Consider the following 13,883-nt stretch of genomic DNA (forward strand, 5'->3'; position numbering starts at 1 on the left):
GCCATGGACCTGCCGGAGAGCTTCGTCATCCGCGAGTCGGGCTCACGCATCCTCAATCCTCTGGACCCGGCCAAGCTGGACCAGCTCGGCCGCTCCCTGCGTCTGCCGCCCGGCAGCCGCCTGCTCGATCTGGCCTGCGGCAAGGGGGAGGCGCTGTGCACCTGGGCGCGTGATCTCGGGTTCACCGGTGCCGGCGTGGACATCAGTCGGGCGTTCCTGGCCGATGCGGAGGCTCGTGCGGAGGAGCTCGGGGTCGCGGAGGCGGTGCGCTTCGTGCACGGGGACGCCGCCGAGCACGTCGCGGAGGAGCCGGTGGAGGTGGTCTCCTGTCTGGGGGCCAGCTGGATCGGCGGTGGCGAGGGCTGGGAGACCCACGTGAGCGGCACGGTGGCCCTCATGCGCCGCAGCCTGGCCCCGGGCGGGATGCTGCTGCTCGGTGAGCCCTGGTGGCGCAGGGTCCCGGAGACGCGGGAGGCGTTGGACGGATGCTACGCGGGTTCCGTGGAGTCCTACGCGGAGCTCCCTGCCTTGCTGGATCTCCTGGACCATGAGGGCTTGGACGTCGTGGGCGCCACCGTGGCGGATCCGGACAGCTGGGACCGCTACGCCGCCCCGCAGTGGCTCTCCGTGCGGCGCTGGCTGGACCGCCATCCGCGTCACCCGCTGGCCGATGAGATGCGGGAGGATCTCTCGGTCGCCCCGCGGTGCCACCTGCTGCACCAGCGGGAACATCTGGGCTGGGGCGTGTTCACTCTGATGCCACGGTGAGGCGGCCCTGACCTCAGAGTTCGTCCAGCAGCTGCTCCAGCCGGGAGATCTCCGCGGTCTGGTCGGAGTGGACGTGGCCGGCCAGCTCCTGGACGGCCAGGTCGATGCCGTGCGCCTGGGCGCCTTCGCTCATCTCCAGGGCGCCCTCATGGTGGACGATCATGCCTTCGAGGAAGAGGCGGTCGAACTCCTCGCCCTCGGTCTGCCGCAGTTCGGTCATCTCCTCCTGGCTGAGCATCCCTGGCATCGGGGTTTCGCCGTGGGAGTGGGTGTCCGGCGAGGGGATCTCGCCCTCGGCGACCTCCCGGGCCTCCTGGGGGACCGGCTGATCGCGGGCCTCCAGCCAGTCCGCCATGTAGCCGATCTCGCCCTTCTGGGCCAGGTGCATCCGTTCGGCGAACGTCGTCAGCTGCTCGGACTCCGCGCGGGCCGGGACCAGGGCGGTCATCTCGAGTGCCTGGGCATGATGGGCGATCATCATGGTCATGAACTCCGCGTCCACGTCATTCCACTCGTCGCTGAGGCCCTGTACACCCTCATAGTCCTCCGGGTCCAACCGCTCGGTGTCCTCGCCGGGCCCGGAGGGCAGCAGGACCGAGGACGACGGCGCGGCCGCCTCCTCGGGCTCCGGACCCTCGTTCCCGCAGCCGGCGAGGGCGAGTGCGCCGCCCAGCAGCGCTGCGGACAGGGTCGTCCGCAGCCGGTCAGATGTCGGCCGTACGACCGAGTTTCCGCGCTGACCTGGGGTGATGCGGGCGAGGCGTGTCACAGAGAGACCTCTCCATCGATAGGTGATCAGGCGAACAAATATGTCGTCAACCCTAGACCTGAAGCAGTTGATTCGTAATACTACCTCTATCCGATCTAGGAGGTGTTGACGCCCGTGCGTCTTCCACGAATCACTCGACATCAGGCGAAGGCCGGGGCGGGGGCGACCATGTCGCTGCTGCTGGCAGGAACTGTCATGACCCTGTCGGCCCCTCTCGCCGCCGCTGCCCCGGACGACGGTTCCACCGTCCCGGAGGACGCCTTCAATGAGGACTTCTTCAGCGAGGAGGAGGTCAGCGAGGAGGCCTTCGACGAGGAGGAGGTCAGCGAGCGGCTGAACCAGCTGGAGAGCGGCCCCGGGGAGCCCGACGTGGGCCCTGGCGAGGTGGCCAGCCACAATATGGAGCACCTGAGCAACGTCCCGAAGAACGGGCTGCTGCAGTCCACCGGCTCTGACATCGCCTTCCAGGGCGAGTATGCCTATGTGGGCAACTATGACGGCTTCACCGTCTACGACCTGGCCGACCCGGCGAACCCCGAGCAGCTGGTGCAGGTTCACTGTCCGGGCCCGCAGAACGATGTCTCGGTCTACAAGGACGTCCTGGTGCTCTCTGTGGATGCCCGTATGGAGGACGACACCTGCGGCGCGGACCGCACCTCCGACACCGAGGAGTACTGGGAGGGCCTGCGGATCTTCGACATCAGTGACCCGTCCTCGCCGGAGTATGTGAAGGCTGTGGAGACCAAATGCGGCTCGCACACCAACTCGCTGGCGCCGTCGAAGAACGGCAACATGCTCTACGTGTACGTCTCCTCGTACTCGCCGAACCCGGCGCTGGCGAACTGCCAGCCCCCGCACGACCTGATCTCCGTGGTGCAGATCCCGGTCAACGCCCCGCACGCCGCGAAGGTGGCCTCCGAGCCGGTGCTGTTCCCCGACGGCGGCTACGAGGGCGATGACCGCGGCGGATACACCGAGACCAGCGGCTGCCACGACATCACCACCTACATCGAGCACGACCTGGCCGCCGGCGCCTGCATGGGCGACGGCATCCTGATGGACATCTCGGACCGCAAGCGTCCGAAGGTCATCAGCCAGGTGCGCGATGTGGAGAACTTCGCGTTCTGGCACTCGGCGACGTTCAACAACGACGCCAGCAAGGTCGTCTTCACCGATGAGCTCGGTGGTGGCGGCTGGGCCACCTGCACCGAGGAGTTCGGCGAGACCCTCGGCGCGAACGCCATCTATGACATCGTCGACGGCGAGCTGGAGTTCGCCTCCTACTACAAGATCCCGCGCATCAACTCCGAGAACGAGAACTGCGTGGCGCACAACGGCTCGCTGATCCCGGTGGATGGTCGGGACCTGATGGTGCAGTCCTGGTATCAGGGCGGCGTCTCGGTGTTCGACTTCACCGACTCGGCGAACCCGGAGGAGGTCGCCTGGTTCGACCGCGGCGAGGGCATCAGTGACGGCGGCACCTGGTCGTCGTACTACTACAACGGCTACGTGTACTCCTCGGACCTGTCCATCGGCTTCGACACGTTCCAGCTGGACCCGTCCATCGACGGCGACGCCCGCAGGGACCTGCCCGAGCTGAACCCGCAGGGTCAGGAGAGCTTCTGACCTGAACGCGTACGAAGCGCCGAGCCGGATCACCGGCTCGGCGCTTCTGCGTGTGGAGAGGGCGGGCGGGGTCAGCCGGTGAGCTGGACCTGCCCGTCCACCCGTCGGTTGAGGTTCCACGGGTTGGCGGCCTGCACGGGGGCGGGCAGCAGCTCCTCGGGAAGGTTCTGGTAGGCCACGGGACGCAGGAACCGCTCGATCGCCAGCGTGCCCACGCTGGTGGTCCGGGAGTCGGAGGTCGCGGGGAAGGGACCGCCGTGGACCATCGCGTGGCCCACCTCGACACCGGTGGGCCAGCCGTTGGCCAGGATGCGCCCGGCCTTCTGCTCCAGGACCGGCACCAGGGGCCGGGCGGTCTCGTGGTCGCCGTCGGTGACGTGCAGGGTGGCGGTGAGCTGCCCCTCCAGGCGACCGGCCGCGGCCAGCAGGTCCTCGACGCCGTCATAGCGGACCACCAGGGAGGCCGCGCCGAAGATCTCCTCGTGCAGCACCGGGTTGTCCAGGAACTGCGCGGTGGTCGCGCTGAACACCACCGGGGCAGGGGCGTTGGCGCCCTCGCCGGTGCTGCCGCGGCCGACCAGTGCCACGCCGGCCTGCGCACCCAGCTGCTCCACGCCGGCGTTCCAGGATTCGGCGATGGACCGGGTGAGCATGGTCTGGCCGCTGTGCCCGGCGGCGGCTTCACCGACGGCGGCGACGAAGGCGTCACCGGCCTCGCCGGTCGGCACGAAGACCAGGCCCGGGGAGGTGCACAGCTGGCCGGAGGATCCGGTCACGGAGGTCAGGTAGGCGGAGGCCAGGCTCTGCACGGACTCCGGGCCGCCGGAGAGTGCGCCGTCGAAGAGGAACACCGGGTTGATGGAGCTCATCTCCGCGTACACCGGGATCGGCACTTCCCTCGCCGCGGCGGCCTTCATCAGGGACACCCCGGCTGCACGGGAGCCGGTGAATCCCACCGCCTGGATGACCGGGTCGGAGGCCAGCGCCTGGCCGATGGAGGCGCCGGGTCCGTAGATCAGGGAGAACACTCCGGGGTGCAGGTCGAAGGCCGCGACGGCGTCGGTGATGGCCCGGCCCACCAGCTCCGAGGTGCCGGGGTGGGCGTTGTGGGCCTTGAACACCACGGGGCAGCCGGCGGCCAGCGCGGAGGCGGTGTCGCCCCCGGCGGTGGAGAAGGCCAGCGGGAAGTTGGAGGCGCCGAAGACGGCCACCGGCCCCAGGGGGATGCGGCGCTGGCGGACGTCCGGCTTCGGCAGCGGGCTGCGCTGCGGGTCCGGGGTGTCCAGCCGGGCGCCCCGAAAGTCGCCCTGACGCACGACGGCGGCGAAGAGCCGCAGCTGGTTCACGGTGCGTCCTCGTTCGCCCACCAGGCGGGCTTCCGGGAGGCCGGTCTCCGCCATCGCGCGGGCGGTGAGCTCCTCACCGAGCGCGTCGATGTTCGCGGCGACCTGCTCCAGGAAGGCGGCGTGGGTCTCCGGGGCGAGCTGGGAGAAGCTCGGGTACGCCTCGGCGGCCGCGCCGGTGGCTTCGGCGAGCTGGGACTCGTCGATCAGCGAATAGCCCGGTTCGAGTGCCTCATCGGTGGAGGGGTCGAAGCCGGTGACGGTGCGGCCGGTGCCGGCCACGGAGCGTCCGGCGATGATCGACTGCCCGGTGAGGGCGGTTGCGGTGGTCTGTGCGGTCATGCTCAGCTCCTTGTGGGTGCGTGGCGTCTGATGTCGATCCTCTCAGACGGCGGAGAGGGCGGGGGAGGGGTTCGCGGGGCGGATACCGGCGGCGTCGATCAGGTCGCGGAGGTCCTGCAGGTCGCCCTCTGTGAGGTCCTGCAGCGGCGGGCGGACCGGGCCGGCGTCGCGTCCCACGGCCTTCAGTCCGCCCTTGACGATGGAGACGCCGTAGCCCTTCACCCGGTCCCGGATCTCCAGGTACGGCAGCACGAAGCGGGTGAGCTTCTCGGTGACGGCGGCACGGTCCTGGCGGCGCACGTCGGCGTAGAACTCCAGGGCGAACTCGGGGACGAAGTTGTACATGGCCGAGGAGTAGGTGCTCATGCCCAGCTGCAGCATCGGCAGGGCGAAGGTCTCGGCGGTGGGCAGTCCGCCCAGGTAGAAGAGCCGGTCGCCGTTGGCGGCGACCACCTTTGTGACGGCCTCGATGTCACCGGTGGCGTCCTTGAAACCGATGAAGTTCTCGTGCTTCTCCGCCAGCCGGGCGACGGTCTCGGCGGAGTAGACCGCGTTGGCCCGGTTGTAGACGATCACGCCGATGTCGGTGGCGGAGCAGACGGCGTCGACGTGGGCCTGCAGGCCCTGCTGATCGCATTCGGTGAGGTAGGGCGGGAGGAGCAGCAGCCCCTGGCAGCCGGCGGCCTCGGCGGCCTGCGCGTTGGCCACGGCCTGGGAGGTGGACCCTCCGGCGGAGCCGAGCACCGGCACGTGGGCGCCGGCCTCCTCCACCGCGAGCCGCACGACCCGGGCGTTCTCCTCACCGGAGAGGCTGAAGCCTTCGCCGGTGCCGCCCGCGGCGAAAAGCCCGGCCACGCCCTGGCGCGCCTGCCAGTTCAGGTGCTCGCGGTACGCGTCTTCGTCCAGGGCGAGGTCCTGCGTGAAGGCGGTGACGGGGAAGGAGAGCAGGCCGTCCTTGAGGTGCTCGGCGAGCTCGAAGGGGGTGAACTGCTGGATGGAGTGCTGGGACACGGGGGGCCTTCCTGGATCGGGATGCGGCGAGCACCGGGGGCGACTCGTGACCTTCACTGTAGGAAGGCGGTCAGCCGGGCGTCCAAGGCCGCTTCGGCATGAGCTCATGTTGAGCTGACATGACCGTCGAGGGCGGACAGGAGGCGGTGCAGGGCAGGGTTGCGCTGACCCCTGCGCCAGATGGCATGGAGCTCGACGACGTCGGTGGTCTGGTCGGCCAGCGGCAGGTGGGTCACCCCGGCGACGCCCAGGCGCTGGGCGGAGGCGGGCACCAGGGCCACGCCGCGGCCGGCGGCGACCAGGGACACCATGGTGAGGATCTGGCTGACGGTGTGCACCACATTGCCGTGTTGGATGGGCACATTGCGGATGGCGAGGTCGTAGAAGTACCGAGCCTTGGTGGGGGAGTACATGATCAGCGGGACCTCGCGGAGGTCGGCCCCGGCGACGGGCCGGTCCAGGGCGGCCAGCGGGTGGCCCTCCGGGACGACCAGCTCGAGGGCTTCGGAGAGCAGCAGGCGGGACTCGAAGAGCTCGTGGTCGATGGGCGGGCGGGCCAGGCCCAGGTCGATCTCGCCGTTGATCAGCGAGTCGACCTGCTCCCGGGTCACCTGTTCCCGCAGGTCGACGTCGACGTCGGGCAGCTGCTCGGAGAGGGTGGAGAGCAGCGTGCCCAGCACGGAGAATCCGGACGCGGCGGTGAATCCGATGCGCAGCACGCCGGCCTGACCGCGGGCGATGCGCCGGGCGGTCAGCGGTGCCTGCTCCGCGGAGACCAGCAGCTTGCGGGCGTCGGCGAGGAACGCCTTGCCGGCGGTGGTGAGAGCGACCTTGCGGTTGTCCCGTTCGATGAGCTGCACCCCGACCGTCTTCTCCAGCTTCTGGATCTGTCGGCTCAGCGGCGGCTGGGTCATGTTGAGGCGCTCGGCGGCGTGGCCGAAGTGCAGCTCTTCGGCGACGGCGACGAAGCTGCGGATCTGGTCCAGCGTGAACACTATGCACTCCAAGTATTGATAAGGTGGCGAGTGATCCCTTCAGTGCATCATGGTGTCATGTGCGTCACAGCCCTTCAAGGCGTCGTGGCTCTGATGCCGAAGGGGCATCGCGCAGTGCAGAAAGAGACGTCGCGCAGTGCTGAACGGGTGGTTCGGGAGTGATGTCAGGCCAGGACCCGGCGCCGGGAGGCGGTGAGGTGGGCGCGCATCGCGGAGGACGCCGCCCGGGGATCGGCCTCCGCGATCGCGTCGAGCACCGCATGGTGCTCCGCCAGCGCCGCAGTGGCCGGGGCCTCGCCATCCGGCGCCTCAGCGCCCTGTGGTGCCTTCTCCTCGCCCTCCAGCCGGCGGCGCGGCATAGCGATCATGGATGCTCCGAGCTGCTCGACGGCGGTGAGCAGGTGCGGGTTCCCGGAGGCGGCGGCGATCTCCCGGTGGAAGGCGAAGTCCTGCTCCACAGCTGTGGCCGGATGGTCCGCGCCCGCGGCGAAGGCGGCCAGGGCCGCCCGCAGATTCTCCAACTGCGCGGGGCTGCGGCGTTGGGCGGCGAGCGCCGCAGCCTCACATTCCAGTGCCATGCGGAACTCGATGAGCGTGGCGCGCTCCTCCGGGGTCCGGGGTGGGGGAGGAGAGTCCCGTGGGTGTTCGGCCGGCGGGGTGAGTGCGAAGCTGCCGGCGCCGCGCCGGGTACGGATCAGCCCGGCGGCCTGGAGGCGGCCCAGCGCCTCCCGCACCACGGTGCGGCTGACGCCGTGCTCGCCGATCAGTTCGGCTTCGGAGGGCAGCTTCTGGCCCACGGTGATCTCGCCGTCGAGGATCTGGCGGCGCAGGGTCTCGGTGAGCCGGGCGGTGCGGTTGGTGCTCATGTGCCGATTCTGCCTCAGCGGGTGCCGAACTCCACGGTCTCGGTGGTCCACGCGCGGGCCTGCTCGCTCAGCGTGATGCCCAGTCCGGGGCGGTCAGGCACCAGCATGCGACCGTCGGCGATCTCCAGGCGTTCCTCGAACAGCGGGTCGAGCCAGTCGAAGTGCTCCACCCAGGGTTCGGTGGGGTAGGCGGCCGCCAGGTGCAGGTGGATCTCCATGGCGAAGTGCGGGGCCAGGGTGAGCCCGGCATGGTGAGCGAGTCCGGCCAGTCGCAGGAACTGGGTGATGCCGCCGACGCGCGGGGCGTCGGGCTGGATGATGTCGCAGGCGCGGGCGGCGATGAGCCGCTCATGCTCGGTCACTGAGGCCAGCATCTCGCCGGTGGCGATGGGTGTGTCCAGGGCGGAGGTCAGTGCGGCGTGACCCTCGGCGTCGTAGGCGTCCAGCGGCTCCTCGATCCAGATGAGGTCGAACTCCTCCAGGCGGCGGCCCATGCGCAGGGCGGTGGCCCGGTCCCACTGCTGGTTGGCGTCCACCATGAGCGGGACGTCGTCACCGAGATGCTCGCGGACGGCGGTCACGCGGCGCAGGTCCTCGGCGGTGTCCGGCAGGCCGACCTTGATCTTGATGCCGCCGATGCCGGCGGCCAGCGACTCCTCGGCCCGTGCGGTGATCTCCTCCACGGAGGCGTGCAGGAAGCCTCCGGAGGTGTTGTAGGTGCGCACGGAGTCCCGGTGGGCGCCGAGCAGCTTGGCCAGGGGCAGTCCGGCCCTCCTGGCCTTCAGGTCGTAGAGGGCGATGTCGAGCGCAGCCAGGGCTTGGGTGGCCACCCCGGAGCGGCCGACGGAGGCTCCAGCCCAGAGCAGCTTGTCGTACAGTTTGGCGATGTCGTTGGGATCCTCGCCGAGGGCGTTCTCGGCGACCTCCCGAGCGTGGGCGTACTGGGCGGGTCCGCCGGCGCGCTTGGAATAGGAGAAGCCGACGCCCTCGTGGCCCTGCTCGGTGGTGATCTCCGTGAAGAGGAAGACAACCTCCGTCATGGGCTTCTGCCGACCGGTGAACACCTTGGCGTCGGAGATGGCGGTGGCCAGGGGCAGTGTGGCAGTGGAGAGGCGGATGTGGCGGATGGTGTCGGGAGTGTAAGCCATGCCACAGATCGTACAAGTAGCCCACTTGTATGACTACTGCTGGTCGTGCATGATGTGATGCCTCAGAACAGAGATGTTCCAGTGCGGTGCTGATCCCGTGACGCCTGCGGGTCCGGCCGCCTACAGTGGGCGTGACCGGCCGATCCCTCGGCGAGCCCCGCCGACTCGCCCGACCAGGACGGAGGAGTCCATGAGTTCAGCCTCGACGCCACCGGAGGGCCGCCCCGGCCCCGAGCCGGAGGAGACTCCGGGTCTCGAGCCCGGAGGAAGGGTGCCGCCGGGCGAGACGCCGCCCGAATCAGGAAGCACTGCGGAGACCCATCCTGAGACTGCGCCGCGTCGGCCGCCGCAGGCGAAGGCCGTCATCACGATCATCGCCGTGCTGGTGGGGCTCCTCCTGCTGATCTTCCTCGGCTACATCGTCGGCATCCTCGGCTGACCGGCGCCTGAGCTCAGGCTCCGACCGTGGACTCCCGCGGCACCAGGGTGGGGGTGAACACCGGGTGCTGGACCGGGGAGTCGGGGTCTTCGATGGCTGAGACCAGCAGTTCGGCGGCCCGTTCGCCCATCTCGGCGGCAGGCTGCCGCACCGAGCTGATAGGCACCGTCGCGGAAGCGGCGAACTCGATGTCGTCATAGCCGATCAGCGCGATGTCCTCCGGAACGCGCACTCCGGTCCGGGCCAGCTCCTGCAGCACACCCAGGGCGACCAGGTCGTTGGTCGCGAAGATCGCATCCGGGCGCTCCCCGGGAGACAGATCCAGCAGCTCACGGGTGGCCTGCCGTCCCGACCCGACGTCCATCGCCCCGGTGTCCGACATCCGTACCGAGACGCCGTCGTGCTCCGCCGCTGCGGCATCGGCGCCGGCCAGACGGTGGGCGACCTGCCGAATGCCCATCGGACCCCCGATCACTGCGATCCGTCGGCGTCCCTGGGCGATCAGGTGTTCGGCGGCCAGGCGGCCCCCGAGTCGGTCATCGGTGGAGACGGAGGAGAACTCGTCGGCCCCGGACTTGCGGTCCACGATCACCACGGCGGTGCCGTGCTCCTTGAGCCGGCGCAGCCGGGTGAGCACGTCGCCCACCGGAGAGATGAGCAGCCCGGAGACCCGCTGCTCCTCGAACAGCCGGAGGTGGGTCAGCTCCCGCTGGCGGTCCTGCCCGGAGTTGCCCAGCAGCAGGGGCCGGTTCATCTCGCCGAGGCTCTTCTCGGCGCCGGAGGCGACATCGGCGAAGAACGGGTTCGCGACGTCGAGCACGATCATCCCGACGGCGCGGTTCTGCCGCTGCCGCAGCTGCCGGGCGGCGTCGTTGCGCACATAGCCCAGCTCCTCGATGGCCGCCTGGACGCGCTCGCGGGTGGCCTCGGAGACCTTCTCCGGGTGGTTCAGGGCATTGGAGACCGTGGCCGGCGAGACGCCGGCACGTGCCGCGACGTCCCGCACTTGAGCCATAGCCATGGGGACAGAATACCCATCCCGCACCCGTCGGCGGCGATTCCGCCCTCGCATGGCTCAATGCCTCCAGTGTTGCTAGCATCACATCGGACTGACCAGGGAGGATGCAATGACGCAGACGGCACACCGGTTGACGGCCTTCGGGCCTGACTTTCCGTTCCCCTATGACCGGTGGCTGGAGCACCCCGCAGGGCTGGGCGAGGTGCCCGCCGACGCCCATGGGCGGGAGGTGGCGATCATCGGCGGCGGCATCGCGGGGCTGGTGGCCGCCCATGAGCTGATGCGCCTGGGCCTGCGCCCGGTGGTCCATGAGGCCGAACGGCTCGGCGGCCGGCTGCGCTCGGAGCCGTTCCGCGTCCCCGGGCAGGAGGACTCCCAGGTGATCGCCGAGCTGGGCGGGATGCGGTTCCCCCGTTCCTCGGCCGCGTTCTTCCACTACGTGGACCTGCTGGGACTGGAGACCGCGCCCTTCCCGAACCCGCTGACCGAGGCGGCCGGCAGCACTGTCATCGAGCTGGGCGGGCGGTCCTGGTACGCCCGCACCGTGGAGGACCTGCCGGCGCTGTTCCAGGAGATCGCCCAGGCCTGGGACGGCGCGCTGGATTCGGTGCTGCACCTGAGCGCGCTGCAGGAGGCCATGCTCCGTCGAGACTCCGCGGCGGTCAAGCAGATCTGGGACGAGCTGGTGCCCGCCTGGGACGACCACAGCTTCTACGAGTTCATCGCCTCCTCTGCGGAGTTCTCCCGGCTCTCCTTCCGGCACCGGGAGGTCTTCGGCCAGGTGGGGTTCGGCACCGGCGGCTGGGACTCCGACTTCCCCAACACCATGCTGGAGATCCTCCGCGTCGCGGTCTGCGAGTTCGACGACGACCAGCACCTCATCCGCGGCGGCGTCGAACAGGTGCCGCGCGGCCTGTGGGCCCAGCCGGTGGACGACGCCGCCCACTGGCCGGCCGGCACCTCCCTGGCGGATCTGCACGGCGGCCACCCCCGGGGCGCGGTCACCCGAGTGTTCCGGGCCGATGACGGACGCTTCGGCGTCGTCGACCACACCGGAGAGGAGCGCCGCTACGACGCGGTGCTGGCGACCTGCCAGTCCTGGCTGCTGACCACTCAGGTGGAGGTGGAGGAGGAGCTGCTCTCTCAGGACCTGTGGATGGCCCTGGACCGCACCCGCTACATGCAGTCGGCGAAGACCTTCGTGATGGTGGACCGCCCCTTCTGGCGGGATGTGGACCCAGAGACCGGCCGCGAGGCGATGAGCATGACGCTGACCGACCGGCTGACCCGCGGGACCTATCTCTTCGACGACGGCCCCGACCGGCCCGGCGTGATCTGCCTGAGCTACTCGTGGATGAGCGACGCCCTGAAGATGCTCCCGCATCCCGTGCAGCGACGCGTGGACCTCGCCCTGGACGCCCTGAGCCGGATCTACCCGGACGTGGACATCCGCTCCCACGTGGTGGGGGAGCCGATCACCGTCTCCTGGGAGAACGACCCGTACTTCCTGGGGGCGTTCAAGGGGGCGCTGCCGGGACATTACCGGTACAACGAGCGCATGTACTCCCACTTCGTCCAGCGCGACCTCCCCGAGTCCGAGCACGGCATCTTCCTGGCCGGGGACGACATCTCCTTCACCCCCGCTTGGGCGGAGGGCGCGGTGCAGACCGCTCTCAATGCCGTCTGGGGGATCATGACGCACTTCGGCGGGCGGAGCGCCCCGGAGAATCCGGGCCCCGGTGATGTGTTCGACGAGCTGCGGCCCGTGCGGCTCCCGGACTGAGGAGGCTGACAAGATGGCGCTGGCTGAGGACGCGACGGCCGAGTCCCTGACCCTGGCTTTGGCTCAGGTGCCGCCGGTGGAGATCGGCGACGACGCCGTCGAGCGTGCGTTGTCTCGGACGGATCGTCTGGCTGCCGAGGCCGCCACGTCCGGTGCGGACCTGCTGGTGCTTCCGGAGATGCACCTGAGCGGCTACGCGATCGGTCGGGGCGCCGTGGAAGCCTTCGCCCAGGAGCCAGGAGGGCCAGCGCTGACGAGGATGGCGGAGATCGCCAGGACGTACGGCGTGGCGATCTGCCATGGGTTTCCCGAGCGCGACGGACATCGCGTGTACAACAGTGCGGCGTTCATCGACGAGCACGGGACTGAGCTGCTGCGCTGGCGGAAGCTGCACCTCTTCGGCGACGTCGATGCGCGACAGTTCGACCGGGCAGGCTTTTCTGACGAGGGGCTGACTGGCGAGGGGTTGGTGGCGGACTGGCGCGGCTGGAGCGTGGGCCTGGCCATCTGCTATGACATCGAGTTCCCCGAGACCGCGCGGCGACTCGCGCTCGCCGGGGCCGACCTGGTGGTGGTGCCGACGGCGAACATGGTCGGGTTCGAGGCGGTCTCGCGCCTGCTGGTGCCGGCGCGGGCGCTGGAGAACCAGATGTATGTGGCCTACGCGAACTACACGGGTGAGGACCCGGAGTTCCAGTACAACGGGTTGAGCCTCATCGCCGGGCCTGACGGCGCTCCCGTCGTGGCGGCCGGGGCGGGAGAAGGGCTGCTGATCGGTCGGATCAGTGCCGAGCGGCTGGTCGCCTCGCGCCGCGAGAACCCGTACCTGGAGGACCGGCGCGGTGACATGCTCGGCTGAGGAGGTCAGGCACCGGGGCGTGCGTCAGCGTGGCAGCGGGGCTGTCGGCAGCTCACGTGTGGCTCAGTGGTGTCGTCTGTCGGCGTCGTAGAGGATGGCCACTGTCGCACCGGACCCCGGGGTGGTGTGGCGGGCTGCGATGAGATCGGTGTGCCGCTGTGGCGCGAGGACATGCCGCCCTCGTCCCGGGGGTCGGGTAGGCGGCAGTCGGCGAGAGCGCAGCCCGGGATACGGCAGTGAAGACGTCGACCGCTGTGATGGTGGTGGCCCCTGTGATGGGGGCGGCGCCGGAGCCCGCGGCGGTGGTGGGGCGGTGGTGTCCGGTGCTGCCTGCTCGGGTTCGGGCAGGGTGAGCAGTCCGTGGGACTTCAACCGGTGGTGTCTGCGGCACAGGGCCTGCAGGTTGGGTCCGCTGGTGGGGCCTGTCGGGTAGGGGAGCCGGTGGTCAAGATCGCAGCGCTGCGCTGGGATGGTGCACCCCGGGGCCTGGCAGACCCCGTCACGGAAGATGATGGCGTCCCGCAGCCGGGCCGGGGCGTAGCGGCCGGTGTAGGTGATGGCGAGGATGTCCGGAGAGACGTCTCCTGCGCCGGGCTGGATCGGGCCGGGCTGGGGTGGGCTGGTGGTGGCGTGGTACCAGTCGTGGCAGGTGCGGGGATCACCGGCGAGGTGGCGGGCATCGTTGGCTGGGATCACCCAGTTCCGGTCGGCACTGATGCCGGGGTCGTCGCTGTGTCCGGTCAGGGTGGTCTCAGGGATCATGACCGCGATCTTCGCCTCCACCGGGGCGCCCTCGACCCGACCGGAGAGCAGCCAGGCGGCGAACAGATCAGCCTCCAACTGAGCCAGAGTCCGAGGATCCCGTGCATCGGCTGGATCTGTGGGTGGGGGTTCGAGGCGGTCGGAGTCTCCAGGG

At 69.9% G+C, this 13,883-nt stretch carries 13 protein-coding genes; 5 read left to right on the forward strand and 8 right to left on the reverse strand.

The features are described from left to right. The first annotated feature begins 3 nt into the window (after positions 1-3). Positions 4-768: an SAM-dependent methyltransferase gene (locus tag ABD658_RS05235; RefSeq protein ID WP_344684789.1), complete on the forward strand. Its 765-nt coding sequence runs from the start codon at positions 4-6 to the stop codon at positions 766-768. A 13-nt stretch (positions 769-781) separates the two neighbouring features. On the opposite strand, the gene ABD658_RS05240 is transcribed toward ABD658_RS05235, so the two are convergent. Continuing rightward, positions 782-1,537, reverse strand: coding sequence for a DUF305 domain-containing protein (locus tag ABD658_RS05240; protein ID WP_344684791.1), 756 nt, complete (start codon positions 1,535-1,537; stop codon positions 782-784). Between the two features lie 195 nt (positions 1,538-1,732). Between ABD658_RS05240 and ABD658_RS05245 the strand changes: the two genes are divergently transcribed. Then, the gene (locus ABD658_RS05245; RefSeq protein ID WP_344684793.1) at positions 1,733-3,163 is read left to right on the forward strand and encodes an LVIVD repeat-containing protein; all 1,431 of its coding nucleotides are present in this window, start codon (positions 1,733-1,735) and stop codon (positions 3,161-3,163) included. 71 nt (positions 3,164-3,234) lie between these two features. Here ABD658_RS05245 and ABD658_RS05250 read toward each other — a convergent pair whose 3' ends face one another. The 5 genes from ABD658_RS05250 to ABD658_RS05270 form a co-directional block, all read right to left on the reverse strand. Beyond that, positions 3,235-4,848 carry an aldehyde dehydrogenase (NADP(+)) gene (locus ABD658_RS05250; RefSeq protein ID WP_344684795.1) on the reverse strand — a complete coding sequence of 538 codons (1,614 nt, stop codon included), beginning with the start codon at positions 4,846-4,848 and terminating at the stop codon, positions 3,235-3,237. A gap of 42 nt (positions 4,849-4,890) precedes the next feature. Beyond that, positions 4,891-5,844 (reverse strand): 5-dehydro-4-deoxyglucarate dehydratase, encoded by a 954-nt coding sequence (kdgD, locus tag ABD658_RS05255; RefSeq protein WP_344744028.1) that lies wholly within the window; start codon positions 5,842-5,844, stop codon positions 4,891-4,893. Between the two features lie 119 nt (positions 5,845-5,963). Continuing rightward, complete coding sequence (locus ABD658_RS05260) at positions 5,964-6,854, reverse strand: LysR family transcriptional regulator (protein ID WP_344684799.1); 891 nt, start codon at positions 6,852-6,854, stop codon at positions 5,964-5,966. A gap of 164 nt (positions 6,855-7,018) precedes the next feature. Beyond that, complete coding sequence (locus ABD658_RS05265; protein WP_344684801.1) at positions 7,019-7,720, reverse strand: FadR/GntR family transcriptional regulator; 702 nt, start codon at positions 7,718-7,720, stop codon at positions 7,019-7,021. A gap of 14 nt (positions 7,721-7,734) precedes the next feature. Further along, on the reverse strand, positions 7,735-8,868 hold the full coding sequence (locus ABD658_RS05270) for an L-talarate/galactarate dehydratase (protein WP_344684803.1): 1,134 nt from the start codon (positions 8,866-8,868) through the stop codon (positions 7,735-7,737). Between the two features lie 190 nt (positions 8,869-9,058). On the opposite strand from ABD658_RS05270, the gene ABD658_RS05275 reads away from it, so the two are divergent. Then, entirely contained in the window at positions 9,059-9,307 is a 249-nt protein-coding gene (locus ABD658_RS05275) for a DUF6480 family protein (RefSeq protein WP_344684805.1), read from the forward strand. Between the two features lie 13 nt (positions 9,308-9,320). On the opposite strand, the gene ABD658_RS05280 is transcribed toward ABD658_RS05275, so the two are convergent. Beyond that, the gene (locus ABD658_RS05280) at positions 9,321-10,328 is read right to left on the reverse strand and encodes a LacI family DNA-binding transcriptional regulator (RefSeq protein WP_344684807.1); all 1,008 of its coding nucleotides are present in this window, start codon (positions 10,326-10,328) and stop codon (positions 9,321-9,323) included. A 106-nt stretch (positions 10,329-10,434) separates the two neighbouring features. Here ABD658_RS05280 and ABD658_RS05285 point away from each other — a divergent pair, with 106 nt between their 5' ends. Further along, a complete protein-coding gene (locus ABD658_RS05285) occupies positions 10,435-12,108 on the forward strand; it encodes a flavin monoamine oxidase family protein (protein ID WP_344684809.1) in 1,674 nt (557 codons plus the stop codon). 13 nt (positions 12,109-12,121) lie between these two features. Next, entirely contained in the window at positions 12,122-12,967 is an 846-nt protein-coding gene (locus ABD658_RS05290) for a carbon-nitrogen hydrolase family protein (protein WP_344684811.1), read from the forward strand. 63 nt (positions 12,968-13,030) lie between these two features. Here ABD658_RS05290 and ABD658_RS05295 read toward each other — a convergent pair whose 3' ends face one another. Beyond that, the gene (locus ABD658_RS05295; RefSeq protein ID WP_344744020.1) at positions 13,031-13,807 is read right to left on the reverse strand and encodes an HNH endonuclease signature motif containing protein; all 777 of its coding nucleotides are present in this window, start codon (positions 13,805-13,807) and stop codon (positions 13,031-13,033) included. Positions 13,808-13,883 lie beyond the last annotated feature (76 nt).

The organism is Nesterenkonia aethiopica, from assembly GCF_039534665.1.
Lineage (GTDB): Bacteria > Actinomycetota > Actinomycetes > Actinomycetales > Micrococcaceae > Nesterenkonia > Nesterenkonia aethiopica.